This is a genomic window from Cognatundibacterium aquatile (assembly GCF_014699135.1).
Taxonomy (GTDB): Bacteria; Pseudomonadota; Gammaproteobacteria; order Burkholderiales; family Burkholderiaceae_D; genus Undibacterium; species Undibacterium aquatile.
The window spans coordinates 637,410-664,202 of the sequence record NZ_JACOFT010000002.1 but is presented as its reverse complement, the minus strand read 5'-3'; the positions used below and the strand labels follow the sequence as shown (position 1 = coordinate 664,202).

Below are 26,793 nucleotides of genomic sequence, written 5' to 3'. Positions count from 1 at the left end.
TAAAGCTAAAAAAACAACGACTGAAATGCGATGGCCTGACTGCGATTTTGTGAACCGGGATTAGGAATGACGTTTTACTGGAGGCGATATGCCTGAATTCAGAAGTGCTTGTCTGTGGTTGGTATTGAGTGCATTCCTGCCTGGAATGGCGCAAGCACAGACATGGGGAGCGTATCCTGCGATGCCGCCAGCGGTGGTGCAGGCGGTTCAGACGGCCAGAGACAATGCCAGCAGTGAAGCGGCAGCCCCTTTTCGCCTGTTTGAACAAACGGAACATGTGCAGATAAAGTATTGGCTGCAACGACAAAATGCACTAACGGATAGTGTGATGGCAAGGCTGGAAGGGCGCGACGCCTTGCTGGCACGCCTGCGCGGACAGATGTTGTCTGAAGTGCCGACTGTTCCCGTTACCGGGAAAGCTGCTGCGATTGAAGATATAGAAAACGCCGACAGCAGGATTTATGTGCAGGCGGGTGCGGATCAGCACAGACGCGTCATTATTCAGAGCAAGGCAGTTGGCGCTGAGCGGGTCTTGTTTCTGACCGCAGATAATGAGCAGATACAGCGCCTGTTACCCGCGCCCGACATGAGCAAACTGGGCGTACTGACACAAACTAATAACAATGGTCGTACAGAATTGCATCTCAGCATCGTCCATATCAGTGAGGGGCGGCTATTGGATGATCGCATTACACTGGCTGATGATGCTGAAAATAATGCGTTCTGGAAAGCGGATAGCAAGGCAGTTTTTTATACCCGCTCTGCTGATCGCCATAGCAATGGAATTCAGCAGAGAAAAACTGAAATTGCGCAGCACATCATCGGCGAGCCGGTGCGCATTGATAAAGTGGTCGTCGGTGCTGGTATGGCAAAACCTGCCCGTTTGTCGTCTGACGACACTGTGCGCATGAGAATCGTACCGGACGCGGCGCTGGTATTCGTTGAAGTGACGCACGCGAACGGCAAAGCAAAAAGCTATTTTTACGCAAAACAAAGTGAAGTGACCGGTATCGGCACGTCGTGGAAATTATTTGCCGCACCTGCGGATAAAATCGAAAGTATGGCGTTCGCCGGTGACGCAATCTATCTGCTATCGCGTAAGAAAACGACCAATGGCAGCCTGTTAAAAATCGATTTAAAAACGCTGAAGCTGAATCAGGCAAAGCCATTGGTGAAAGAGGGGGCCGCGATCTTGCATGAATTATTCGCAGTAAAAGACGCGGTGTATTGGCATGTAAGCGAAGCGGGCGTGAGTCAATTGCTGAAAGCTGATGCGGATGGCGGGAACATCAGTGCTATCGCTTTGCCCTTGCAAGGGCGCTTGAGTGAGTTGTCTCTGGAGCCCGCTTCCGGTGTGCTTACTTTCGTGCTGGAATCTGCCAGTGTTGCGCCAGCCAGATTCAGTCTCGGCAAAGATGGGAAACTTGTTTCAGCTTCACCCGCAGTTGCAGCCTCGGTGCAAACGGCGGGTATTCTGAGTAAAACTTTCTATTTGGCCGCCGCCAATGGTGAGCGTATTCCTTTAACCCTGATTTATCACGCAGGCCTGGAAATGGATGGCAGCCATCCTGCGTTATTGGTGACCGACTATATGACACCGCCGCTCTTTGTTCCCGGGTTTGATGCGAGCCGGATGGCGTGGCTGGAGCAGGGAGGGATTGTAGCAATTGCACAAATGCGTTCTGCAACAAATGATGTTGATAGAAAAGCCGCCAGACTGGCGAAATACACTGCAGCGGACAATAAAAACGACCAAAGTGCGAAGGTGATTCTGGCGGCAGAGTATCTGATCAAGGAGGCTTATACATCACCCGGAAAACTCGCTGCAGAGGAGTTGGACTCCGGCAAGGATGCTGTGATTAAAGCGACATTGCGTCGCCCGGATTTGTTCGCGGCGGTGCACGTGCATAACGTGCGTAGTGAGGCTTTGCCCACCGCCGATGAAAAAATCACGCCGAAAAAAAATCGCACGACTGCAGTAGAGACGGCATTCGCGTTTGATGAATTGCGTTCTGGCGTGGCTTACCCTGCGATGCTGATATCGGCTGATGCCACTGAGACTAGTGCTCCGCTGTGGATGTCTGCCAAATTAGCCGCTGGCGTGCAAATACTGAGTGCCAATAAAAATCGCCCAGTTTTACTGCGAACGTCAGCAAAGAGGTCTGATGCTGAAATGCAGATTGCACAGTCAGCACAGTCTGAGCGCGCTGATGCGTGGGCTTTTCTGTTATGGCAGGCCGGAGTTAAGAAGTTCTCTTTGATCGGTAGTAAATAATCGGATAGCGAAAACTTCGCGATCCGATTGTGGGCGCAGCTTATACCTTGTCAGCAAGCCGCATAGTTCACAGTCACAACGTGAATGGCGAGGCCACCTAATGAGGTTTCTTTGTATTTTGCCTGCATGTCAGCACCAGTCTGGCGCATCGTTTCTATCGCATCATCTAAAGTCACTTTGTGCTGACCGTCACCGCGCAACGCCAGTGATGCGGCGGTGATGGCTTTGACGGCACCCATGCCGTTGCGTTCTATGCAGGGAATCTGTACCAGCCCGCCGATAGGGTCGCAGGTCATACCCAGATGATGTTCTATGCCGATTTCAGCCGCAGCCTCGATCTGTGCATTAGTACCGCCGAGTGCAGCGGTCAGACCGGCGGCGGCCATCGCGCAGGCGACGCCGACCTCGCCCTGACAACCTATCTCAGCGCCGGAAATGGAGGCATTTTTTTTGCACAACATCCCAATCGCGGACGCTGCAAGCAAAAAGTTACGGATGCCTTGCTCAGGGTTAGATGGCTTACAGTCTTCCGCGTAATAGCGCAACACCGCAGGAATAATGCCGGCGGCACCATTGGTCGGAGCCGTCACAACACGGCCACCAGCCGCATTTTCTTCATTGACGGCCATCGCGTACAAACTGACGCGATGCAAGCCATCGTGTGGCAACACATCTGCGCTGGAATTCGCCGCACGCCATAGATTCGCAGCGCGCCTCTGTACCTGCAAGCCGCCAGGCAATTCACCGCTCATTTGCAAACCACGGGCGATACAGGCTTTCATCACCGCCCAGATGTTATCGATACCCGCATTCAACTCTTCGTCACTACAGTGACAGTTTTCGTTCGCGCGTAACATCGTCGTGATCGACAAGCCGGTGCGTTGGCCATGAGCGAGTAAATCTGTCATGGTATTGAATGGGAATGGCACTGGTTTCGTAGTGTTCTTACTCTCTGTGGGAGTGGCTGTTAATTCCTCTTCAGAGTAAATAAAACCGCCGCCGGTAGAGTAATAAGTTTTTTCAGAAATACTGCCGTCGCTGCGCGTGAGGAAAAATTTGAGACCATTCGGATGGCCGGGTAAGACTTCCTGTTTGAACCAGCGCAGATCGGTTTGCGGATCAAACGCAACGCTGTGCTGTCCGAGTAAATTCAGCTGTAGGGTCTGCTTCAGAATAGCAAGCTTTTGTTCGACACTTTCTGGCGCAACATCTTGCGGAGTTTCTCCCATCAGGCCAAGCAGTACCGCTTTGTCGGTGGCGTGACCGACACCGGTCAGGGCGAGTGAACCATACAGCGCAACCTGCACTTTTGTTGCCAGATGAAGATCGGGTGTTTCCAGTAAAAAACGCCGGCCTGCCAGCATGGGGCCAACGGTATGAGAGCTGGAGGGGCCGACGCCAATTTTAAATAAATCAAATACACGCATGTCCATCGTCGCCACTCCAGTCTCAAATTTTATTTATGCAGCCTTGTCTAATCCTTTGGCTGCTACGGTGATATTTTTCAGCATGTCAGCGACCAACGCATCGAGGCCGATGTTCGCCTGCCATTTCCAGTCCTTCTGTGCCTGACCGTCGTCCAGACTTTGTGGCCAGGAAGCGGCAATTGCTTGTCTGCTGTCTGGGGCGTAGTGTATTTCAAATGCAGGCAAATTTTGTTTGATTGCAGCGGCCAATTCACGCGGATTGAAACTTAAACCTGCGACATTATAGGAGGAACGTACAGAAAGTTTGGTCGGGTCTGCATCCATCAGCGAAATCGTGGCGCGGATCGCATCTGGCATATAGATCATCGGCAGCTTGGTTTCTGATTCCAGAAAACACTCATAGGATTCGCCACGCAATGCTGAATGGAAAATCGCAATCGCATAATCAGTAGTGCCGCCGCCTGGTGGAGACTTGTAACTGATGATGCCGGGATAGCGAATGCTGCGAACATCAACGCCATATTTTTCAAAATAATATTCGCACAGACGTTCACCGGCGAGTTTGCTGATGCCGTAGATCGTGCTTGGGTCCATGACAGTATATTGTGGTGTGTTGACCGGCGGTGTGTTCGGGCCAAACGCTGCGATGGAGGAAGGCCAGAACACTTTCAGTGGCTTTCCGGCTTCACCACGGATGCGGGCGATTTCCAGAATATTCAGCAAACCGTCCATGTTCAGTTCCCAGGCTTTCAGCGGCGCTTTTTCGCCGGTTGCCGATAACAGTGCTGCCAGCTGATAAACCTGCGTGATGTTGTACTGTTCTATCACTTCGCTGATGCGAGCCGCATTCAGTACGTCGATAATTTCATAAATTTTTGCGCCGTACAGGCTGGCGGGGCTGATATCGGCCGCCACCACGTTGTCTGCGCCATGCTGCAGTGCGAGCGCTTCAACCAGCTCACTGCCGATCTGACCGTTCGCGCCAATGACTAATATTTTTTCCATGTTGATTCCTTATTTAATCAGACCCAGTTCGCGGCCAGCTTGTGCAAAAGCAGCCAGTGCAGTGTTGAGTTGTTCTGTTGTGTGTGCGGCAGACAGCTGGACGCGAACCCGCGCTTGTCCCATCGGTACTACCGGATAGAAAAAGCCGGTGACAAACACGCCGAGCTCATACAAGCGTGCGGCAAATTTTTGTGCAACTGGCGCATCGAACAGCATGACCGGAACGACAGGGTGCGTACCCGGTTTAATCGTGAATCCAAGCGAGACGATCTCACGGCGGAAGTGCTCGGTATTCGCATGCAGACGATCCCGTAGTTCTGTTGAAGAAGACAGACGTTGCAATACCGATAAAGAGGCACCGGCGATTGAGGGCGCAAGCGTATTCGAGAACAGGTAAGGGCGTGATTTCTGACGCAGGGTGTTGATCACTTCTTTGCGTCCCGCTGTAAAGCCACCCATCGCACCGCCCAATGCTTTGCCCAGCGTGCCGGTGATGATGTCGATGCGCCCGATCACATTGTGATGCTCATGCGTACCGCGACCAGTCTTACCCATGAAACCGGAGGCATGGCACTCGTCTATCATCACCAGTGCATCATATTTATCCGCCAGTGCGCAGATTTTATCGAGCTGGGCAATCGTACCGTCCATCGAAAATACACCGTCAGTGACGATGATACGATGGCGTTTATCTGCAGCAGCTTGCAGTTGCGTTTCCAGATCAGCCATGTCGTTATGTGCATAGCGATAACGTGCCGCCTTGCATAAACGGATGCCGTCGATAATCGATGCGTGATTCAGTGCGTCGGAAATGATGGCGTCATTTTCATCAAACAGGGGTTCAAACACACCGCCGTTAGCGTCGAATGCGGCAGCATACAAAATGCAATCTTCGGTACCGAGAAATTCTGCGATCGCTTTTTCCAGCTGCTTGTGTACCGTTTGCGTGCCGCAGATGAAACGTACCGATGACAAGCCATAGCCAAATTGTTCTGTTGCAGCAATGGATGCCTGCACCATCGCTTCGTCGCCAGATAGACCCAGATAGTTATTTGCGCACAGGTTAATTAACTGGCGACCATCGTCGCAAGTGACAACCGCACCCTGACGCGACGCAATCACGCGTTCTGATTTGTACAAACCTTGCTCGCGTAAATTGCTCAGATTTCCCGCTAAATTGCTGATGAAGTGTTGTCTGGATGTAGTCTGGCTCATGATAGTCTCGGTAATTGCTGCGGCTGACGGGTTTCTGCTGTTAGACTGGAAAAAGGAAATTTTTTAACTTGTTTAGAATAAATTAAAAAATTCAATATCTGGAACATAAATTCGATATATCGAATATTAAGCATTAATTTTTAATGATGCAAGAGCCTTTATGAAAAAAGTTTTATCAAATACGCCGCCAGAAGTTGGCGCAACCTTGCAGAAATTGCGTCTCGACCGCGGCCTGACGCTGGAAGATTTGTCGCGTACCGCGGGGGTTTCCAAATCGATGCTATCTCAAATTGAACGTGAAAAAGCGAATCCCACCATTGCCGTTGCGTGGCGACTGGCAAATGCACTGGGCGTGACGATGGCTGAGCTGTTGTCGTCGGAAGTGCCGCAGCAGGATGTGATCCGTTTGCTGGAGTCACACGAAACACCGACACTCTCCGGTGAACACGCTGGCTATGTTTTACGGATTCTTGGCCCTATGGATCTGGCCGGTAAGTATGAATGGTACGAGTTAATGCTGGCTCCCGGCGGGGCCTTGGTATCGAATCCGCATGATCCCGGCACGACTGAACATCTGACGGTGCTGCAGGGCAGTGTCGAAATTGAAGTGGACAACACACGCAAGAAAGTTAAAGTCGGTGCCACGGCGCGTTACGAAGCCGACAAAAGTCACGCCATCAGAAACACTGGTAAGACTGAAGCAAAAGCGTTGATGGTGGTGATACATCGTTGATGCAGCACCTTGCCAGCTATTGTTGAGAGTGTTACAGCAAGAGCGCCGCGTTGCACTGCCGATTTACCGCTGGTTTGCGGACATTGATAACGGGCGCTTTGTAAATTGCCTGATCAGAAATTTTCCTAATCAGAGCGGTAGCGCAGGTGGTCAAAAAATTAAATTTTAGTAACAAAATGCAATATTGATCTGGATCAAAGCGCTTACTTTGATAAGCTCAGGCCATATTGTTGAAAAAGCATTTTTAAACAGGAGTGTTGTATGTCGCAAACGCAACCGGGGTGGTTTGCTAAAGAGCGCACGATCGCAGGCGAGGGTTTTAACCGCTGGTTGGTGCCGCCGGCCGCACTAGCGATACATTTGTGCATAGGTATGGCGTATGGCTTTTCGGTGTTCTGGTTGCCTTTGTCGCGTGCTATCGGGATTAAGAATCCGGTCGCCTGCCCACAGGATATGAGTTTGCTGGCTGAGTTGTTCGCCAGCGATTGCGACTGGCGTATTTCTACTCTGGCGTGGATGTACACCTTGTTTTTTGTGTTTCTCGGCAGTTCGGCCGCTTTATTCGGTAAGTGGCTCGAGCATGCCGGGCCACGCAAGGCAGGCATTGTGTCTGCGCTCTGCTGGTGTGGTGGGCTGGTCATTTCTGCTTTTGGTATTTATATCCATCAAATGTGGCTGATGTGGCTGGGTGCCGGTGTGATCGGCGGTATCGGGCTGGGTCTTGGCTACATTTCGCCGGTCTCTACTTTGATTAAATGGTTTCCTGATCGTCGCGGTATGGCAACGGGCATGGCGATTATGGGTTTTGGTGGCGGCGCGATGGTGGGGGCTCCGCTGGCCGACTGGCTGATGCGTTTCTATGCGACGCCGGTGTCCGTCGGTGTATGGGAAACCTTCCTGACGATGGCGGCGATTTACTTTGTCTTTATGCTTGCCGGTGCTTTTGCTTATCGCGTACCAGCTTCCGGTTGGGCACCTGCAGGCTGGGCGCCAGCGGCGACCCAGATCAGCAATGTCATGATTACCAGTCGCCATGTTCATCTGGAAAAAGCGTGGAAGACGCCACAATTCTGGCTGATATGGAGTGTGCTGTGCCTCAATGTTTCTGCGGGGATTGGCATTCTGGGTATGGCATCGCCATTATTGCAGGAGGTGTTTGGCGGTAAGTTGATTGGCGTTGACGTTGCTTTCAATGATCTGACCGCGGCACAAAAAACGCAGATCGCAACCATTGCGGCAGGCTTTACCGGTTTGCTGTCTTTATTCAATATCGGTGGGCGGTTTTTCTGGGCTTCGTGTTCCGATTACCTGGGGCGCAAGGCAACTTATTTCATTTTCTTTGTTCTCGGGTTCGTTTTGTATGCGTCCATCCCCAGTGCAGGTAAGGCTGGCAGCATGGCGCTGTTCGTGCTGGCGTTCTGCATAATTTTATCGATGTACGGCGGCGGATTTGCCACGGTACCTGCATATCTGGCAGATATGTTTGGCTCGCAAATGGTGGGGGCAATTCATGGCCGCTTGCTGACTGCATGGGCAACGGCTGGTGTGCTGGGGCCTTTGCTGATTACGTATATCCGCGAATACCAGATCGCGCAGGGCGTGCCAAAAGCACATGCTTACGACGTCACGATGTATATCCTCGCCGGATTGTTGGTGCTTGGTTTTGTCTGCAATTCAATGATAAACCCCGTGGAGCCGGAGAATTTCATGAGCGATGAAGAGCTGGCATTGGAACGTAAGCTCGCACATGATCGCAGCGTTACCGTTACTGACAACGGCGTTGCTCCGGTTGCCAGCGTATCCAGCCATCCTGTCTTGCTGATTGCCGGATGGGCGGCGGTCGGCATTCCTATGTTGGCAGGAATCTGGATCACCTTTCAGAAAGCCATTGTGCTGTTTAAGTAACGGATAGTCACAGAGGTTCTGATGGATAAAAAGGTCATACAAGTCTATACCCAGCCTGCCGGTGGCTGGGGCGCTCTGAAAAGCGTGGCGCAACAAATTCTTGAGCAAGGAAATCCTGCCAAGGGCGCACGCACGCTGTTATCCGCGAATCAGCCTGATGGATTTGATTGTCCCGGCTGCGCCTGGCCGGATGCTGATCACACATCAACCTTTGAATTTTGTGAAAACGGCGCTAAGGCGGTTGCTGCGGAGTCAACCGCGCGACGAGCCACACCGGATTTGTTTGCTGACTACACCGTGACCCAGCTTGCTGAAAAAACGGATCACTGGCTGGAAGCGCAGGGGCGCCTGACACATCCACTGGCTTATGACAGGGTTAGCGATAAGTATCTGCCGGTGTCGTGGGATACCGCGTTTGAATTAATTGCCATGCATTTGCGTGCTCTGCCGACGCCAGACGATGCCATTTTTTATACCTCTGGTCGTACCAGTAATGAAGCCGCATTTTTGTATCAGCTGTTTGTGCGTGAATTCGGTACAAATAATTTTCCTGATTGTTCAAACATGTGTCACGAACCCTCCGGATATGCGATGCGTGAGGCCATCGGAACTGGCAAGGGTACGGTGTTGTTAGCTGATTTTCAGAAAGCGGATGCCATTCTGATTTTTGGACAGAATCCAGGTACGAATCATCCGCGTATGCTTGGTGAGTTACGCGCAGCAGCAAAGCGTGGTGCCGCGATCATGTCATTCAATCCTTTGCGTGAACGTGGTCTGGAAAAATTTCAGAATCCGCAAGATATGTCTGAGATGCTGGGCGGCAAAGTGACGGCAATTTCCTCGGATTATTTTCAGCTCAACATTGGTGGCGATCTCGCCGCCGTTAAAGGCATGATTAAGTGTGTGCTGGAGGCTGATATCGTCGCGCAGGCCAATGCTCAACCGCGTGTGATCGATGTTGCATTTATTGCAGAGCATACGGCGAATTTTGAAGTTTTTGCGGCGGATGTGCTGGCCGAGTCCTGGGATGTAATCATTAACGAATCCGGGCTGGATCGCGCGCAGATACAACGTGCTGCTGACAGTTACATGGCGGCAGGCAAGGTGATCGCGTGCTGGGGAATGGGAATCACGCAGCATAAGCATTCGGTGGCGACGATACAGATGATATTGAATCTGCTGCTGTTGCGCGGCAATATCGGCAGGCCGGGTGCCGGCCCATGTCCTGTACGGGGGCACAGCAATGTGCAGGGTGATCGCACGATGGGCATCAATGAAAGACCGAAGCGGGCTTTTCTTGAACGTCTTGGTAAAGCGTTTGATTTCGCTCCGCCGCTGGAAGATGGTTACGACACTGTCAGCGCAATTCAGGCGATGCTCGACAATCCGGATAAAGTGTTCTTTGCCATGGGCGGTAACTTTGCCACGGCGACGCCGGATACACCATTGACCCATCGCGCTTTGCAAAACTGCGCGCTGACCGTGCATGTCACAACCAAGCTCAATCGCAGTCATCTGGTTTGTGGTCGCGAGGCATTGATTTTGCCTTGTCTCGGGCGCACTGAAATTGACATTCAGGCCAGCGGGCCGCAAGCGGTGACGGTGGAAGATTCGATGAGCATGGTGCATTTATCTTCAGGCATCAATCCACCGGCATCGGCTGATTTACTATCGGAACCCATGATCGTGGCGCGGCTGGCGATGGCAACTTTAGGTGAAAAAAGTAACACCGATTGGATGGGGCTGGTGGCCGATTACGACCGCATCCGCGACAAAATCGCGCTGGTATTTGATGAGTTTGCCGACTTTAATACGCGCGTCAAAGTGCCGGGCGGCTTTCATTTGCGTAATTCTGCCGGCGAGCGGGAATGGCTGACCACATCGGCGAAAGCCAATTTCTATGCGCATCCGGTACCGACTGATCTGCCAATTCATCAGGCGCGTGAACAGCGTGATTCGCCGGTATTTAACCTCGCAACGATGCGCTCTCACGATCAGTACAACACGACCATTTATGGTTTGAATGATCGCTATCGCGGCGTGTTCGGCGAGCGTCGTGTTTTATTTATTCATGCGGAAGATATTGCTGCCATCGGCATGCAGGCGGGTGACTGGGTGGATATCGAAAGCCTGTCTGACGATGGCATCCGGCGTCAGGTAAAGCGGTTTATGCTGGTTGAATACAATATCCCGCGCGGTTGTCTGGCGGCTTATTTCCCTGAAACGAACGGGCTTGTTCCACTTTCGAGTTTTGCAGATTACGCCCGCACGCCGACGTCGAAATCGATACCTGTGATCTTGCATCCACATCAGGCTGGTCATGAATAATGAAGCGGTATTGATGAATCCGGCATCGTCAACCTTGGCTGATGTTTTACTGGATGAATTGGCATTGAGCAGCGCCCCCGTTCCCGTCCTGCGTCTTACCAAGCGTTTGCACGTGCGCCTGAGCAGCTTGCTGCGTTGCGTCGCTTATCTGGGGGAGGACATTATCGCTGGCAACCCCGGTCCCGGTTGGGTGCAGCTACATCTGGATGGCGACAGAACCTTGTTGAGCCTGACACAAAAAGGTCGTGATCAATGGCAACAGGAAAAATGGCAACAGAAACGCTGAATTCGCCGGATATATTTGCGCGCGGCAGTCGTGAAATGACTGTGGATCAACATAAGTTTGCCGATGGATGGTTCTTGCAAACCAGCGACAGTATTGCTGAGGAAGTGCCGGTTGCGCTGGTCTTTAATGGCATTTCACATGCGGTAATGATGGCGACGCCGCTGGATCTGGAGGATTTTGCAATCGGCTTCAGTCTGGCAGAGCGTATCGTCGATCAGCCTTCGCAGATTTACGATATTGTGGTGGTCAGCAATACCGCGATACTCGGCATTGAACTGCAGATACAGATCGCCTCTGAATGTTTTGTTAGACTCAAAAATAAACGTCGTAGCCTGTCGGGTAAAACCGGTTGTGGCTTGTGCGGTCTTGAAAGTTTGCAGTCATTGGATCTTGCCACGCCGCGTCTGAATGCTGACCATCGTGTGAGTAAAGCAGCACTGGCCAAAGCGTTTGGGCAACTCAGCAGCAAGCAGGTGCTCAATGCGGCTACAGGCTCTATGCATGCGGCCGCATGGGCTGATCTGGACGGCAACATCCTTTGCGTGCGGGAAGATGTCGGCCGTCACAATGCGCTGGATAAACTGATTGGGGCATTGCGTTGTGAGCGCAGTGATGTTACCGATATTCGTGATTCTGTCGCGGGAAACGCATTGGCAGCCGGTTTCGCGATCATGAGCAGCCGTGCCAGTTACGAGTTGCTGCAGAAATCGGCGCGTGCGGGCATCAGCATACTGGCGACGATTTCTGCCCCGACCAGCTTAGCCATCAGCATGGCGGAATCAGCCGGTATCTGTCTGATCGGTTTTGTCCGCGAACATGGCTTTGTTGTGTACACTCATCCGCAACGCCTGCAAGCTGGAAGTGCATGAGGCTGTTGCATTGTAAAACTGTGCTTAGCTGTTACGACAGCTCATCGTCTGATTCGTGTTGCTGACTGCCGCACCGTAACAACGCCAGACTTACTTTCATTCGTTTTGCCTGGGTTTTGAGGGGGTAAGGGCGATATAATAGATGGAAAATTCATCTAACCTCTTAATATACTTCAGCCATCTTATGCAATACGCTTCAACCCGCGGACATGCCGCCGCACAAAATTTCTCAGAAATTCTCTTAGGTGGTCTGGCGCCGGATGGCGGATTGTATTTGCCCACCAGCTATCCACAGGTCAGCGGTGCTGAACTGGATGCCTGGCGCGGTTTGTCATACGCCGGTCTGGCGTTTGAAGTGTTGAAAAAATTTGCGACAGATATTCCGGCAGACGACCTGAAAGCGATTGTTGAAAAAACGTATACCGCCGATGTCTATCGCAATGCGCGTCAGGGTGAAGACGCAGCGCAGATCACACCCTTGCGCGTGCTCGAAGATAAAGATGGCCGCAAGCTGATCCTGCAAGCCTTGTCGAATGGCCCGACGCTGGCGTTTAAAGATATGGCGATGCAATTGCTCGGCAATCTGTTTGAATATGCGCTGGCAAAAAAACAGGCAGAGCTGAATATTTTTGGTGCCACTTCCGGCGATACCGGCAGCGCAGCTGAATATGCAATGCGTGGCAAAAAAGGCATACGCGTTTTCATGCTGTCGCCGCATAAAAAAATGAGCGCGTTCCAGACCGCACAAATGTTCAGCCTGCAAGACCCGAATATTTTTAATATCGCGGTCGAAGGCGTGTTTGATGATTGTCAGGATATGGTGAAGGCAGTTTCCAATGATCTGGCGTATAAAGAACGCCAGAAAATCGGCACAGTCAATTCGATTAACTGGGCACGTGTGGTCGCGCAAGTGGTGTACTACTTCCGTGGCTACCTGAGTGCGACGACCAGCAATACGCAAAAGGTGTCGTTCACTGTGCCTTCGGGTAATTTCGGCAATATCTGTGCCGGACACATCGCACGCATGATGGGTTTGCCTATTGATAAGCTGGTCGTGGCAACCAATGAAAATGATGTGCTTGATGAGTTTTTCCGCACCGGCGTGTATCGCGTACGTAAATCGGCTGAAACCTGGCATACCACCAGCCCGTCGATGGACATTTCCAAAGCCTCAAACTTTGAACGTTTCATTTACGATTTGCTTGATGGCGATGCAGACCGGGTAAAAGCCTTGTTTGGCAAAGTAGAAACGGCAGGCGGTTTTGATTTGTCCGGCCAGCCTGGTAGCGACGGTGACGAATTCAAAAAGGTGGCCCGCTTCGGTTTTCAATCAGGCAAATCGGTACATGCAGATCGCTTGAATACCATACGTCAGGTTGAAAAAAACTATGGCATTACGATCGATACGCATACCGCCGATGGTATCAAGGTCGCGCTGGAGCATATAGAAAAAGGCGTGCCTATGATCGTGCTGGAAACTGCCTTGCCAGCGAAATTCAATGAAACCATCCGTGAAGCGCTGGGGCGCGATGCGGAACGTCCAGCCGGTTTTGAAAACATTGAAGCGCTGCCGCAGCGCTTTGAAGTGATGACAGCCGATGTCGACAAAATGAAAGCGTTTATCGCTGCCAATACCGGTTTGTAATTGGTTTCTAATTGGTTTGTAACTTCTGCTGATTACCTGTTTATTGATGCGCCTTGCCACAGGTTTTTGCCTGCTAAGGCGCATTTTTATTGAGAGTGTATTTTTTTTCGACTGCGATTTTGTTTTTTTGGTTTGTATTTGAGATCTGGTCAGCGGGAGCGGAAAATGTCCCGCAAGTGGTTCAGTAACCGCGGCCCGAACACATTGATCAGCAAACCTCCCATCACGATCAGCGCACCGGTAATCTGCAACGCGCTGAGCGCCTCGCCGAGTAATACCCATGCGGCTGTCAGGCCGATGACCGGCACCATCAAAGTCAGTGGCGCGACCATGTGTGTGGGCAAACTAGCCAGTAATCGTCCCCATAAAGTGTAGCCGGTCAGGGTGGCGGCAAACGCCAGATAAACGATGGTCAGCGCCGATGGCAGGCTCATATCCATCAGGCTGTGGCTGATCTGTTCACTGCCTTCAAACCAGAGCGACAGCAGAAAAAAAGGAATCACCGGCACCAGCGCACTCCATGAGACCAGACTCAGCACGGCTGTCGGGCCGATTTTCTTACTGATCACATTGCCGCTTGCCCACGAAATGGCGGCGCAAATGGTCAGTGCAAAACCCGCTAAGGTGACCTGACTGGCCGAGCTGGCAATGCTGGCGCTGCCGAGTAAGACCAGCCCTGTGCTGGCAATCAGCATGCCCAGCAGATTGCTGGGGCGTAGTTTGTCGCCAAAAACAAGCGCCGATAAACCCACCGTAAAAAAAGCCTGCGCCTGCAAAACCAGTGATGCCAGACCCGCTGGCATACCTATCGCCATGGCGGAAAACAGAAAAGCGAATTGCCCGAGGCTGATCGTCATCGCATACGCCACCAACAGTTTCAGCGATACCTTTGGACGCGGCAAAAACAGTATTGCCGGAAACGCGACCAGCATGAAACGCAGGGTCCCCATCAGAAACGGCGGAATGCCGCGCAGCCCGATTTTGATGACGACGAAATTCATCCCCCACAAAAACACCACGATCAATGCCATCAGAAGGTGGCGGGGGCTAAGGCTGTTCTGCGACATATCGTCCGTCAAAAAAGGTGGGGAAGGTGGAGGGCTGCTTTCAGATTACTCTGGTTTTGCTTATTTGAATGCAAGAGTGTCAGCGTTGATCCGCAGCGCGTCCTTGCAAACGTTGCAGCAACTCCTGATGCGCAGCAAGATCAGCAGGGCGGTATTTTCTGCTGGTGCTTGCCGGATAATTTGTCAGATCATTGCCGCCTTTCCAGTTCTGTGCCGGACGCACAGGGCGCGGGCTGAAACCACCGCCACAATTCGGGCAAACGTTATGCAATATCGTCTCCGCACAGTCGGCACAAAAAGTACATTCAAAACTGCAAATCCGCGCATTGCTCGCGGCAGGCGGTAAATCGGTATCGCAATGTTCACAGCTGGGACGAAGTTCTAACATGATGATCAAAATGGTCGGTGGAAAGTATGCCTTCAGCATAACAGCCTCTGTTGGCGATAAAAACATTTTTGCTTGTCTTTTACGGTTACCTTGAGTGTATGTGTATTTTTTGTCGATATCCCTGGGGCTTCCTGATTGGAGTTATGCCTGATCCATGATTCTTATTTTTGTATCTGGACGATCAGATCGTATGTGGCGTGCAACTTCGCTCAGGACGGAGTTAAAACAACGGATAAGTAGAGATATCATCAAATTACGAAAAACTTCGTATATTATTACGATAAATTTCGTAATTAATATTTTTGGAATGTGGCTATATGAATCCTCCTACCCCTGCTGAACTAGAAATTCTTGCCATTTTGTGGCGATTAGGTGAAAGCAAAATCCAGGCGGTAAATGACGAACTTTGCCAAATACGCCCTGTTGGTTACACAACTACTCTCAAGACCATGCAGATCATGGAGCAAAAAGGTTTGCTTGGGCGGAGGAGGGATGGTAGGAGTCATATTTACTACCCACTCGAAAATCAACAATCGACCCAAGTGTCTTTGCTCGAGCGGCTATTGAATAGTGCATTTGCCGGATCAAAGACAGCGCTAGTGATGAGCCTCTTTGGAAATCAAGCTGTGAGTAAAGGTGAAGTTCTGGAGTTAAAAAACTTCCTGGATCAGCTTGAATCCTCCTCTCCAACAGATACTCAGCCTCGGAGCTCATTGAGTGCCCGTTTAATTGAAGACAAGGGAGGAAAATTATGAGTGTCGATGCCGAAACGATTTCTTCCATTGTTTTTGCATTGGGATGGACCGTCATTCATTCAATATGGCAGTGCAGTTTGATTGCTCTATTTGCTCTGGCAATTTCACAATTGACGGCGCTAAATAATTCCAACCTGCGTTGTAATCTATATAGTCTTAGTATGGTGATTTGCGGAGCATGGAGCACACTCACTTTTTCTCAGTTGTATAAATCACGCGTTACACAAGACATAATCACTCCAACGACAGGTCGTTTGACCGAAACAATGGCTGCATGGTCAGCAAGTGAGCAGCCAGTTGAAATGCGCTTTCTGGTTTTGATAGCATTATTCTGGGGCATCGGCATTCTATTTTTTCTGGTGAAATTAGTCACTGAAGTAATGCATAGCTGGCTGTTGAAGCGACATAGTACAGAGATACGCAACGCCGAATGGCAGATTACATTGACACGATTAAAAAAGAATATCGGTGTAAGTAGAGATGTTGCTATTCGCTTGTCTCAGAAATTATCTATTCCATGTGTTGTCGGTTACTTTAAGCCCGTCATACTGTTGCCAAGCAGTGTATTTCTCGGCTTGAGTCCGCTGCAAATAGAGATGATTGTCCTTCATGAATTGGCACATATCAGACGCAACGACGTCCTGATTAACTATGTGCAGATTGTGTTGAAAATCGTGTTCTTTTTTAATCCAGCATTGCTTTATCTTTCACGCTGCACCGATCTGGAGCGTGAGCATGCTTGCGATGATTTGGCGGTTCAGGCTTGCGGCGATACATTTTTATATGCGCGGACCTTGCAAGTGTGCGCGGAAATGAATTTATCGGTGTCGCATCAAATAGCTTTTGGGAATCAACTTTTTGAAAGGAACACGATGTTAAAGCAGCGCGTATTTCGTTTGTTTATGAGGGAAGTCAAATCGCAGCAAGGCTTCAAAAAAACAGCCAGTGTTTTTGGTTTGCTTGTCTTATCTCTGACAATTGCTAGTTGCAGCTTGTTGAAGTTGAATGAAGCTGATCTTGATATTCGTGGTAAAGGAGTGCGTTTTGAGATATCCATCAAGAGAAATGGTGAAATTCTGGCACAACCCGTACTGTTGTCTGAATTTGGTCAAAAAGCCAGCGTCGAAGTAGATAATCAGATAAAGATAGTCAGCATAGCGCAAAAACCTCAAGGTCAGCGTTCATATGTGGAATCGCTTATTTATCAAAACGGAGACAAGGGTTGGATTCTCATTCAGCAACTAGATATGTCTGCTGCTATTGCACAAACCCCCTCATTTGAATACACAACCCCAGACAAGCAATATCGCATCGTTATTAAACCGAGACTCGCAGATCTTCCGCGCTAAGCAATTCACTTGGTTGCATCATGCGCGAAGCATTACGACGATTTGCAGCCGACTTCGTGAGGTTGAGAATTGCTCCTTACCTGTCGATTTTTTCGTGCCGATAAAATCAGTTCGACATGAAAAAAATCTGACTCATCAATAAAGATATGCGGTTATTTAATATTGCATATTGAATTCTCAGGAAGCGTGAGCTCGTATGCGGTGGGTACGGGTGTTTGCTCAAAAACATACTCCCGGGAGTATTTTTTAAGCGCCTTATTTTATGCTGACAATAAGGCGAAAATTGCACATACTCCCTTCTTTTCTTGTTTTTTGAGGTTTTCTGTGACGAGTGCAAAATGCTTTGCACCAGTCAGATGCGAGACCACTCCAACCAACCATAGTCGTATGTAATAAGGTCAGGACTGACGCAAAGTTGCACCGGCAAGGCATGGCGACGAAGACAGTACGAATAGTACGGCTAGGAGCCATAACACCGCTGGGGCGGTTTTGCGCCAGTCCTAAAGGTGAATGATGATGCGTAGCTACCCATACCGAATCCTGAATGTGTTTGCTGAGTCTGACTTTGGCGGTAATCCTTTGTGTGTGTTTGAACATGCCGAAGGCTTGTCGGATGCTGAAATGCAGGCGCTGGCTTTGCAGTTCAATTTATCAGAAACAACATTTATTCTGCCGTCCGACACAGCAACAGCCCGCATGCGTATTTTTACGCCGGGCACAGAAATGGCGTTTGCAGGTCATCCCAGCATTGGTACTGCGCATGTTGTGTCTGCGCTTTGTCATGTGGGAGATGCAGCTGGAGATGCGCTGACGCTGGAATGTAAAGCGGGAATAGTGCCGCTGAACCTGCGCGATCAGGTCTGGACGTTTGCCGCACCGCAGGCGGTGCAGACGCGCGAGTGTGAGGTGAGTCCGGCAGAGATTGCCCGCTTGCTGGGCTTACGCGAAGACGACTTATTGTCAGCGCCGCTGTGGGTGAGTACCGGGTCTGATCAATTATTAGTTGCTCTGAAAACACCGGATGCAGTGCGTCGCGCGCGACCGGATGCCGCTTTGCTGGATACCTGGCCTGTAAGCAGTCTGGGGCGGCGCACTGCGTATCTCTTTGCGTTTGGCGCTACTGCCGATGCGGATGCGGCAAGCCGCCAGCCGGTGACTGCGCGTTATTTCTTTGTCCGCCCTGAAGGTGGCGTTGGTGAAGACCCGGCGACCGGCTCTGCCTGCGCCAATCTGGGCGGCTGGTGGCTGACGTCAGGACGTGATCTACCCGCCAGCCTCGTGGTGGAGCAGGGCGTGCAAATGCGACGCCCTAGCCAGTTGTATCTGGACGTGGCGCTTGATAAAACGATCAGGGTTGGCGGCAAAGTTGTCGAAATCGGCCGAGGCATGATTCAAATCAGCTAAAAAGACGGCGGAATCCGCAGAAAGCACGGGAAGTGTTTCTGGAAATCCTTTAAAATAGCGACTTCATTCAAATGCAGTCAGTGGAGCGCCGCCTCAAGCGCCGGTGCTGAGCCCACTACAGGATATTCCCCTATGAGCATGTCAAATACATTAGAAATCGTCGCAGAATTGCGTGCTGGACGCATGGTGATTCTGGTTGATGAAGAAGACCGTGAAAATGAAGGTGATCTGGTGATGGCAGCGGAATTCGTCACGCCGGAAGCGATTAATTTCATGGCGAAATATGGCCGTGGCCTGATCTGCCTGACATTGACAGAAGAACGTTGCGATGAGCTGAATCTGGCGATGATGACGAGCCGTAACGGCACATCGTTCGGCACTAATTTCACGGTATCGATTGAAGCTGCAGAAGGTGTGACTACGGGTATTTCCGCCGCAGACCGCGCCCGTACTGTGCAAGTGGCGGTGGACAAGAAATCGACTGCGCATGACATCGTGCAGCCAGGTCACGTGTTCCCGTTGAAAGCGCAAAAGGGCGGCGTGCTGATGCGTGCCGGCCATACGGAAGCGGGTTGCGATCTGACTGAAATGGCGGGGCTGACACCGGCTTCTGTTATTTGCGAGATCATGAAGGACGACGGCACGATGGCACGTTTGCCGGATCTGATCGAATTCGCTAAAGAGCATCAACTGAAAATCGGTACGATTGCTGATCTGATTCATTACCGCAGTCAGACTGAAAGCATCGTTGATCGCGTTGCCGAACGTAAGATGGATACAGTGCATGGCAGTTTTCAGGCGGTGGTGTATCGCGACAAACCAAGCGGATCAGCGCATCTGGCTTTGATCCACGGTGATATTTCGGCAGAAAAAGAAACGCTGGTGCGTGTTCATCAGCCGGTGTCGATTCTGGATCTGCTGGAAAGTAAGGCGACCACGCATTCATGGAATATCGCAGCGGCGATGCAGACGGTGCAAGCGGCGGATTCCGGCGTCATCGTGTTGTTAAATTGCGAAGAAACTGCCGAGCAAATGTTTGATCAGTTTAAAGCGCTGCAAACGCCAGACAGCCGCCCTGCGACTGGTCGCGCTGCCCGCATGGATTTGCGTAACTATGGTATCGGCGCACAAATTTTGAAAGATGTTGGTGTACGTAAGATGAAGCTGTTGGCCAGTCCGCGTAAAATGCCTTCAATGACAGGGTTTAATCTGGAAGTAGTCGGTTACATGGATAAGCCGGAAGCAGCGCAATAATATTGTCGTCGTGCTCAGTTGTTTCTGGTTTCTAGTTTTTGTTAACCCATCCCATTCAGGCGCGTCAGCGCGAGAGAGAATATTATGACAGTAGGACATTACGAATCAAATCTGGACGGCGCGGGTGTACGTGTCGGTATCGTGCAGGCACGTTTTAACGAAGTCGTCGGCAATGGCTTGCTGACAGCTTGTCTTGCTGAACTCGCACGTCTTGGTGTGATGAACGAGGATATTTTGCATGTCACTGTACCGGGCGCACTGGAAGTGCCACTGGCATTGCAAAAACTGGCTGAAACCAATCAATTCGATGCGTTGATCGCGTTAGGTGCTGTTATCCGTGGTGAGACTTACCACTTTGAGTTGGTATCGAATGAATCCGGTGCCGGTATCACCCGTGTTGGTCTGGATTCTGGCATTCCTATTGCGAATGCGATTCTGACGACGGAAAACGATGAACAGGCAGAAGTGCGCATGTTTGAAAAAGGTACAGATGCGGCACGGGTCGCAGTTGAAATGGCGAATCTGACCCTGGCGCTTGAAGAATTGGCCGAAGCCACAGAAGAAGTCGATTACGACGCTTAAGTTGTGTTCAGGCCGGCTTGCATCTGTATTGATGCAGGTTCGGCGCTGACACCGCAGTTGAAGAACAAGTAAGATCAAGCAAGAATTCAGCAAGAGAAAATATGAATAATAATTCCATACACGCCAATCCAAGTAAAAGCCGTTCACCACGTCACCGCGCGCGCGAGTTTGCGTTGCAAGGCCTGTATCAATGGCTGTTGAATAATGAAGATTCCGGCGTGATTGATGCGCATATTCGTCAGGCACATGGCTTTGATAAAGCGGATCGTGAGCATTTTGATGCCTTGTTGCATGGCGCGATCAATAATTCCATCGCCTTGCGCGAAGATTTTGCACCGTTGATCGATCGTACGATTGCTGAATTGTCACCGATAGAACATGCAGTTTTATTGATCGGTGCGTATGAGCTAAAAAATCACGTAGAAATTCCTTACCGTGTCGTGATTAATGAAGCGGTAGAGTTGACCAAATCTTTTGGTGGCCTCGATGGTCATAAATACGTCAATGGTGTTTTGGATAAGCTGGCCGCTAAATTGCGTCCGAACGAGGTTGCTGCGAAGTAATTCTTTGTATTCCTGTAACACAGATCACACCGCCTCTTTTCTACAAAAGAAAACAGGCGGTTTTTTTTCAGGGTTTCATTTGTATGCATAATAATCTCGCCTCCCGTCTCGATCATATTGCCCCGTTTCATGTCATGGAGTTGATGAAGATGGCTTCGACGCTGGAAGAGCAGGGGCGTCATCTGATTCATATGGGGATAGGCGAGCCGGATTTCACTGCGCCGCAGACGGTAATTGATGCTGCAGCTAAAGCGATGGCAGATGGACGTTTGCAATATACGTCCGCTCTCGGCCTGCCTGCTTTGCGCGAAGCCATTGCGACGTATTACTTGCAGCAATACGGTCTGACGATTCCGGCTTCACGCATTATTGTGACTGCCGGCGCCTCGGCTGCGCTGTTGTTGGCATGTGCGGCTTTGGTTGAGCCAGGCAAAGAAGTCTTGATGCCAGATCCTTGTTATCCATGTAATCGCCATTTTGTTGCGGCGTTTAATGGTCAGGCGAAACTGGTGGCAAGCGGCGCCGAGGATCGTTTTCAGCTTTCCGATCAGATGGTGCGTCAGAACTGGGGTGACAACACCAGCGGCGTATTATTGGCATCGCCATCCAATCCAACGGGCACCTCGATCAGCACCTCCGAGTTGAAGGCGATCATTGCCAGCGTAAAGCAGCGCGGTGGCTTTACGATTGTTGATGAGATATATCAGGGCTTATCCTATGATGCAGCGCCATTTTCTGCGTTGTCACTGGATGACGATGTGGTTGTGATTAACAGCTTCAGCAAGTATTTCAACATGACGGGCTGGCGTCTGGGCTGGATTGTCGTGCCGGAACGCATCGTGCCGCAAATTGAAAAACTGGCGCAAAATCTGTTCATCTGCGCGTCGTCTGTCGCCCAGCATGCAGCACTTGCCTGTTTTACGCCTGAAACAATGGCGATTTACGAAAACCGTAAAGCAGAGTTTAAGCGCCGTCGTGATTACATCGTACCTGCTTTGCGGGCATTGGGTTTTGGGATTCCTGTGATGCCTGACGGCGCGTTTTATGTCTATGCCGATTGTTCGCGTTTTACCGACGATGCCGATGCTTTTGCAAAGGAAGTCCTGACGCAAGCAGGAGTCGTGATAGTTCCTGGTCTTGACTTTGGTCCGGCGACAGCCAATACCTATGTGCGTCTTTCGTATGCGAATTCATTTGAGAATCTGCAAGAAGCCGTGGCGCGGCTCAGCCAGTTTTTGCAATCAAGACTCGCATACAAATAAAAAAAACAGCCTGATGTAACGTCAGGCTGCTTTTTTTTTAGCAGAACAGCTTACAGCGCAGCAACCTGTTCGGTATGCGTTGTTTTTGCTTTTGCTTCCGTTGGTTCGGATTTTATCGCCGGTGCCGCTTCCAGTGGGCGCGGTAACGGTGTTGCGGTCGCTGGTGCGGCAAATGTTGTCGGTACTTTTTTACCGGCAGAAACGTCTTTCAGGCGTTTATATTCGGTCAGAACCCTTGAGCCGTAGCCGGAATCAGAGTCAAAAGCCCCTGCGCCAACGTACATCTTCAGGCCAGCTTCAACAGAGCCAGTGCGTGACACATAGTCCTTCAGAATCAAAGCGCCGACTTTGATATTGGCGACAGGGTTCAATGCTGCTTTGACGCCGCCCATATCCTCAAATTTTTCATGATGGACTTTGGACATGACCTGCATCAGGCCTTGTGCGCCGACAGGGCTTTCCGCGAACGGATTCAGGCCAGATTCAATTGCCATCACTGACAGGATCAGTAAAGGGTCAAGCTTGATTTCTTTGGCTGTCAGATACGCTGCCGATACCAGCATGTTGGTTGCATCACTGGCGACACGATAACGTTTTGATAACCAGTTGGTAACCCATTCCTGCTGGCGTTGATTGCCCAGCATTTTGGCATCTTCTTCAGAGTATCCAGCCGCATGTACGTTGGCACTGGTATTGGCCTTGCCTGGCGCTTGCATCAGCATCGCAAGGCTGGGTGGTGGTACTTCTGCTTCGACAGTGGTTTCTGCCTCAGCGAAGGGGGACAGATTTTTAAATTTGTCAGCCAGTTCAGGTTTGATAAACATCATCGCCAGCATAGCAATGGAGGTGATACCGAAAGCCATGAACAGGTGGCGCATGGAAGTGATAAAACCGCTGGTTGTATCACGTGCTACTGATTGCAGCGCGGCGCGCTTCTCTTGTTTAGTTAAACTACTTTGTTGTACAGCTAAAATAAAACGTTGAAACATATTACCTCCTGAATATACGCGTCGCAAAAAAGCCGAACGACAAGCCGTTTGCAAATTTATACTTTCGCGAATCAGAAACATCGTCCTCGTCGCAAGTCGCGATCGGAAGACGCCGGAGCTGTTTATCAAATTAAGTCCGTCAGACTTGGTACTGGAGTGTCCAGTGATAAACAACTATTTTCGGGGGAAGGCAGACGCCTTTTGAAAACAATCCTTACAATGTTGTGTGGGGCCCGATCCCCGTGAATGATGTTACCGATATTGGCGAAACTTTCCTTGTATCGAAAGTGGCGGAAGTTTTGACTTCTGCATCAAGTTGGGCGAATTGTAGGGGCGGTTTTATATCGAGTCAATACTATCAAACTTGTTTTATATAACTTATAGGTATAATAAAATCTACCGCAATGCAGCAAAAATCAATAAAATCAAGCACTTGGCGAATTAAGCTTGATCATCTGATTCAGACATGTAAAAAAGCGAAAAATGATTAAATATTCTGATTTGAGAGATTTTATTTCTCAACTGCAACGAATCGACGAGTTAAAGCAGATCGATATCGAAGTTTCACCTCATCTGGAGATGACTGAAGTCTGTGACCGCACCTTGCGTGCTGAAGGCCCTGCGCTTTTATTCAATAAACCAACCGGCCATCGCATCCCTGTGTTAGCAAATTTATTCGGTACTCCACGCCGCGTTGCACTCGGTATGGGGGCTGACGACGTCAGTGAGTTGCGCCAGATCGGCCATGTGTTATCGGCTCTCAAAGAACCGGAGCCGCCAAAAGGTCTCAAAGATCTGATGGGTATGGGGTCTCTGGTGAAAGCAGTGTGGGATATGGCACCGAAAGAAGTTCGCGGTGCTAAATGTCAGGAGATCGTATGGGAGGGAAATGATGTTGATCTTTCCCGCCTGCCGATACAGCACTGTTGGCCGGGCGATGTCGCGCCGCTGATTACATGGGGATTGGTGATTACCAAAGGACCGAATAAGAAGCGCCAGAATCTGGGTATCTATCGCCAGCAGGTGCTGGGGCGGAATAAGGTGATTATGCGCTGGCTCGCTCATCGTGGCGGTGCGCTGGATTTTCGTGAGCATTGCATCGTCAATAAAGGAAAACCATATCCTATTGCCGTGGCGCTGGGGGCTGATCCGGCGACAATTTTAGGTGCGGTGACGCCCGTGCCGGATAGTCTGTCGGAATATCAGTTTGCCGGTTTGCTGCGTGGCAGCCGCACTGAGCTGGTGAAAGCGATAGGCAGTGAATTGCGCGTGCCGGCATCGGCAGAAATTGTGCTGGAAGGGCATATCTATCCTGATGAGAACCATTCATCGGGGTATGAACATGCTCTCGAAGGGCCGTATGGCGACCATACCGGCTATTACAATGAACAGGATTGGTTTCCGGTATTTACGATAGACAGAATCACCATGCGACGCGATCCTATATATCACTCGACTTATACCGGCAAACCACCGGATGAGCCGGCGATACTTGGCGTTGCGTTGAATGAAGTGTTTATCCCGTTGCTGCAAAAGCAGTTCAGCGAGATCACTGATTTTTATCTGCCGCCGGAAGGTTGCAGCTACCGTATGGCGGTAGTGCAAATGAAAAAATCGTATGCAGGCCATGCCAAGCGTGTCATGTTCGGCGTCTGGAGCTTTCTGCGTCAGTTTATGTATACCAAGTTCATCGTGGTGGTGGATGAGGACGTGAATATTCGTGATTGGAAAGAGGTGATCTGGGCCATCACCACCCGCGTCGATCCGGTGCGGGATACCACGCTGGTCGATAACACACCTATCGATTATCTGGATTTCGCCTCGCCAGTCAGTGGGCTTGGCGGGAAGATGGGGATAGATGCGACCAATAAATGGCCAGGTGAAACTGATCGCGAATGGGGAACGACAATCACGATGGCTCCCGAAGTTAAAGCCAGGGTCGATCAGATCTGGCAACAGCTCGGGCTCTGACGTATATTTAGTTTGCAGGTTCATCCTCTGCACCGTTCACATACTCGGGGGGAGTATGGAGCTATATAGCTAGAAGGTCGTTTGTTATTAACGGCAAGGAGCTATATTTCCTACATACTCCCTTGATTGTGTGCTGGTATATATATGAGCAACATTGTTTATCGGTATGTCGGTTCTTTAGTGTTGCTGGCAGCGTTATCTTTTGTCTGAGCAGAGTATTCTCTGGGGCAGGGTGTCACTCTAAGCTGAGTCAGTGCGACAAAATATCCTGTCGAGCGTTGGCATCATCCGTCCCTTTAATTTGAAGTAGCATTTCTCACTCGGAAACTTGTGCATATCTATGCAGGATTGCGCTATAATGCGCACTGGCGGGCCCCTGCGCATTGCGGCATGGCCAATCTGGTCAGGTCGGGAACGAAGCAGCCACAGTCATTTACCGCAAGTGCCGCAGATCAGGCTCGCCAACCTTCCTCCGTTTCCCATCCGTCTGTTTTTTACTCTCCCACTTTTACTTTTCGCCGGCATTGTTGCGTTCAGCATCGTTCATTTTGGAATCGTTTTGATTTTAATTGCACACCAGAATGAAAGCTGAAATCATGGCTGTTTGCATCCATTGTTTTTTCCGCAGAATTACCAATCACTGTCTTTTCTTCTGAAATGTATATTTGAAATGAGTCGTACTCTCTATCCGATGACGCAAAGATTTATTGCGTGGTTTTCTCGTCCCATTTTGCTGGGCGGCTTGTTGTTGTCTATCCCCGCCTTTTATTTGTTGCTGGCTGGTGAGACCGATGTGTATCGGAAAATCGGGCACGGTACATACATTTTTTCCGCGCTCATTATCTCTATCGATGTTTATCTGCAGTGGGCAAAAAACCGTCATCGTCGTCGCCGTCGCCACGGCAAACTGATTATGGACGCCATCATTATTATTGGTTGTGTGCTGAGTGGCTGGCCGACCAGTGGTGAGTGGGGGGTGATTGAGTGGTTGCTGCGACTCTCTCTCTGCACGGTGATACTGCTGAGGATGGCAACGCTACTCTTGCAGAAATTAAAACCCAGTCACCTGATGCAGGTGATTGGTTTGGCTTTGTTAATGTTGAGCACCGCCGGCGCCGGGTTTTACTGGCTGGAGCCGAACGTGAATAGTTACGCCAATGGTGTCTGGCTTGCGTTTACAACGGTAGCAACTGTTGGGTACGGGGATATTGTGCCATCGACCCCGGCATCAAAAATTTTTGCGGTGTTTATTGTGCTGCTCGGTTACGCGATGTTTTCTATAGTCACGGCAAATATCGCAGCGCTGTTTGTTGGTGAAGAGGAAAAACTGTTCGAGCGGGAATTTCATGCTGATATCCGGGTGCTGACGCGCGAAGTTCAGGCTCTACGTGAAGAGCTGCGTCAGCGGGATAAGATCATGCTGCATTTGCAGGAGCAATTGGATAGACATGAAGGGCGGGAATGATGGCGATCAGTTATTTAAATTTCCTTTGCTGCAGGCACTATGTCGCGCAACGAATA

Annotated in this window: 22 protein-coding genes and 1 other RNA gene; 17 read left to right on the top strand and 6 right to left on the bottom strand. The window is 50.4% G+C overall.

The window, feature by feature from the left end; genetic code table 11:
• Positions 1–88 precede the first annotated feature (88 nt).
• Entirely contained in the window at positions 89–2,275 is a 2,187-nt protein-coding gene (locus H8K26_RS07335; protein WP_190478440.1) for a prolyl oligopeptidase family protein, read from the top strand.
• A gap of 50 nt (positions 2,276–2,325) precedes the next feature.
• On the opposite strand, the gene H8K26_RS07330 is transcribed toward H8K26_RS07335, so the two are convergent.
• From H8K26_RS07330 to kbl, 3 genes are read right to left on the bottom strand one after another with little or no spacing between them, the layout of a single operon-like run.
• Positions 2,326–3,708 (bottom strand): L-serine ammonia-lyase, encoded by a 1,383-nt coding sequence (locus tag H8K26_RS07330; RefSeq protein ID WP_190478438.1) that lies wholly within the window; start codon positions 3,706–3,708, stop codon positions 2,326–2,328.
• 27 nt (positions 3,709–3,735) lie between these two features.
• Positions 3,736–4,707 (bottom strand): NAD-dependent epimerase/dehydratase family protein, encoded by a 972-nt coding sequence (locus H8K26_RS07325; protein ID WP_190478436.1) that lies wholly within the window; start codon positions 4,705–4,707, stop codon positions 3,736–3,738.
• A 9-nt stretch (positions 4,708–4,716) separates the two neighbouring features.
• Positions 4,717–5,922 (bottom strand): glycine C-acetyltransferase, encoded by a 1,206-nt coding sequence (gene kbl, locus H8K26_RS07320; protein WP_190478434.1) that lies wholly within the window; start codon positions 5,920–5,922, stop codon positions 4,717–4,719.
• Between the two features lie 160 nt (positions 5,923–6,082).
• Between kbl and H8K26_RS07315 the strand changes: the two genes are divergently transcribed.
• From H8K26_RS07315 to thrC, 6 genes are all read left to right on the top strand, one after another.
• On the top strand, positions 6,083–6,655 hold the full coding sequence (locus H8K26_RS07315) for a helix-turn-helix domain-containing protein (protein WP_186883585.1): 573 nt from the start codon (positions 6,083–6,085) through the stop codon (positions 6,653–6,655).
• Between the two features lie 261 nt (positions 6,656–6,916).
• Positions 6,917–8,560: an OFA family MFS transporter gene (locus H8K26_RS07310; protein WP_190478432.1), complete on the top strand. Its 1,644-nt coding sequence runs from the start codon at positions 6,917–6,919 to the stop codon at positions 8,558–8,560.
• A gap of 21 nt (positions 8,561–8,581) precedes the next feature.
• Positions 8,582–10,888, top strand: a complete 2,307-nt coding sequence (locus H8K26_RS07305; protein WP_190478430.1) for an FdhF/YdeP family oxidoreductase — start codon at positions 8,582–8,584, stop codon at positions 10,886–10,888.
• Positions 10,881–11,174 (top strand): hypothetical protein, encoded by a 294-nt coding sequence (locus H8K26_RS07300; RefSeq protein ID WP_190478428.1) that lies wholly within the window; start codon positions 10,881–10,883, stop codon positions 11,172–11,174. The genes H8K26_RS07305 and H8K26_RS07300 overlap by 8 nt, the downstream gene beginning before the upstream one ends.
• Positions 11,156–12,043, top strand: coding sequence for a formate dehydrogenase accessory sulfurtransferase FdhD (gene fdhD / locus H8K26_RS07295; protein WP_223826884.1), 888 nt, complete (start codon positions 11,156–11,158; stop codon positions 12,041–12,043). Before H8K26_RS07300 ends, fdhD begins: the two co-directional genes overlap by 19 nt.
• A gap of 184 nt (positions 12,044–12,227) precedes the next feature.
• Positions 12,228–13,688, top strand: a complete 1,461-nt coding sequence (gene thrC / locus H8K26_RS07290) for a threonine synthase (RefSeq protein ID WP_190478426.1) — start codon at positions 12,228–12,230, stop codon at positions 13,686–13,688.
• A 149-nt stretch (positions 13,689–13,837) separates the two neighbouring features.
• Here thrC and H8K26_RS07285 read toward each other — a convergent pair whose 3' ends face one another.
• Together H8K26_RS07285 and H8K26_RS07280 are read right to left on the bottom strand one after the other, a co-directional pair.
• The gene (locus H8K26_RS07285) at positions 13,838–14,719 is read right to left on the bottom strand and encodes an EamA family transporter (RefSeq protein ID WP_263398850.1); all 882 of its coding nucleotides are present in this window, start codon (positions 14,717–14,719) and stop codon (positions 13,838–13,840) included.
• A 115-nt stretch (positions 14,720–14,834) separates the two neighbouring features.
• A complete protein-coding gene (locus H8K26_RS07280) occupies positions 14,835–15,143 on the bottom strand; it encodes a DUF1272 domain-containing protein (protein WP_190478835.1) in 309 nt (102 codons plus the stop codon).
• Positions 15,144–15,460: 317 nt separating this feature from the next.
• Here H8K26_RS07280 and H8K26_RS07275 point away from each other — a divergent pair, with 317 nt between their 5' ends.
• From H8K26_RS07275 to H8K26_RS07245, 7 genes are all read left to right on the top strand, one after another.
• Positions 15,461–15,898: a BlaI/MecI/CopY family transcriptional regulator gene (locus H8K26_RS07275; RefSeq protein ID WP_190478422.1), complete on the top strand. Its 438-nt coding sequence runs from the start codon at positions 15,461–15,463 to the stop codon at positions 15,896–15,898.
• The gene (locus tag H8K26_RS07270) at positions 15,895–17,247 is read left to right on the top strand and encodes a M56 family metallopeptidase (protein WP_190478420.1); all 1,353 of its coding nucleotides are present in this window, start codon (positions 15,895–15,897) and stop codon (positions 17,245–17,247) included. The genes H8K26_RS07275 and H8K26_RS07270 overlap by 4 nt, the downstream gene beginning before the upstream one ends.
• A gap of 516 nt (positions 17,248–17,763) precedes the next feature.
• Positions 17,764–18,651 (top strand): PhzF family phenazine biosynthesis protein, encoded by an 888-nt coding sequence (locus tag H8K26_RS07265; RefSeq protein WP_190478418.1) that lies wholly within the window; start codon positions 17,764–17,766, stop codon positions 18,649–18,651.
• A gap of 132 nt (positions 18,652–18,783) precedes the next feature.
• Positions 18,784–19,905 carry a bifunctional 3,4-dihydroxy-2-butanone-4-phosphate synthase/GTP cyclohydrolase II gene (ribBA, locus tag H8K26_RS07260; RefSeq protein ID WP_186898344.1) on the top strand — a complete coding sequence of 374 codons (1,122 nt, stop codon included), beginning with the start codon at positions 18,784–18,786 and terminating at the stop codon, positions 19,903–19,905.
• An 84-nt stretch (positions 19,906–19,989) separates the two neighbouring features.
• Positions 19,990–20,487 carry a 6,7-dimethyl-8-ribityllumazine synthase gene (gene ribH / locus H8K26_RS07255; RefSeq protein WP_186883573.1) on the top strand — a complete coding sequence of 166 codons (498 nt, stop codon included), beginning with the start codon at positions 19,990–19,992 and terminating at the stop codon, positions 20,485–20,487.
• 101 nt (positions 20,488–20,588) lie between these two features.
• On the top strand, positions 20,589–21,050 hold the full coding sequence (gene nusB, locus H8K26_RS07250) for a transcription antitermination factor NusB (RefSeq protein WP_186883572.1): 462 nt from the start codon (positions 20,589–20,591) through the stop codon (positions 21,048–21,050).
• An 83-nt stretch (positions 21,051–21,133) separates the two neighbouring features.
• Positions 21,134–22,312, top strand: coding sequence for a pyridoxal phosphate-dependent aminotransferase (locus H8K26_RS07245; protein ID WP_190478416.1), 1,179 nt, complete (start codon positions 21,134–21,136; stop codon positions 22,310–22,312).
• A 50-nt stretch (positions 22,313–22,362) separates the two neighbouring features.
• Here the strand turns inward: H8K26_RS07245 and H8K26_RS07240 are convergent, their stop codons facing one another.
• On the bottom strand, positions 22,363–23,301 hold the full coding sequence (locus H8K26_RS07240) for a transglycosylase SLT domain-containing protein (RefSeq protein ID WP_190478414.1): 939 nt from the start codon (positions 23,299–23,301) through the stop codon (positions 22,363–22,365).
• Between the two features lie 486 nt (positions 23,302–23,787).
• On the opposite strand from H8K26_RS07240, the gene ubiD reads away from it, so the two are divergent.
• From ubiD to H8K26_RS07225, 3 genes are all read left to right on the top strand, one after another.
• Positions 23,788–25,272, top strand: coding sequence for a 4-hydroxy-3-polyprenylbenzoate decarboxylase (gene ubiD / locus H8K26_RS07235; protein WP_190478833.1), 1,485 nt, complete (start codon positions 23,788–23,790; stop codon positions 25,270–25,272).
• A gap of 367 nt (positions 25,273–25,639) precedes the next feature.
• Positions 25,640–25,738, top strand: an RNA gene (ffs, locus tag H8K26_RS07230) — signal recognition particle sRNA small type.
• Positions 25,739–25,942: 204 nt separating this feature from the next.
• The gene (locus H8K26_RS07225) at positions 25,943–26,737 is read left to right on the top strand and encodes an ion channel (protein WP_190478412.1); all 795 of its coding nucleotides are present in this window, start codon (positions 25,943–25,945) and stop codon (positions 26,735–26,737) included.
• Positions 26,738–26,793: the final 56 nt, after the last annotated feature.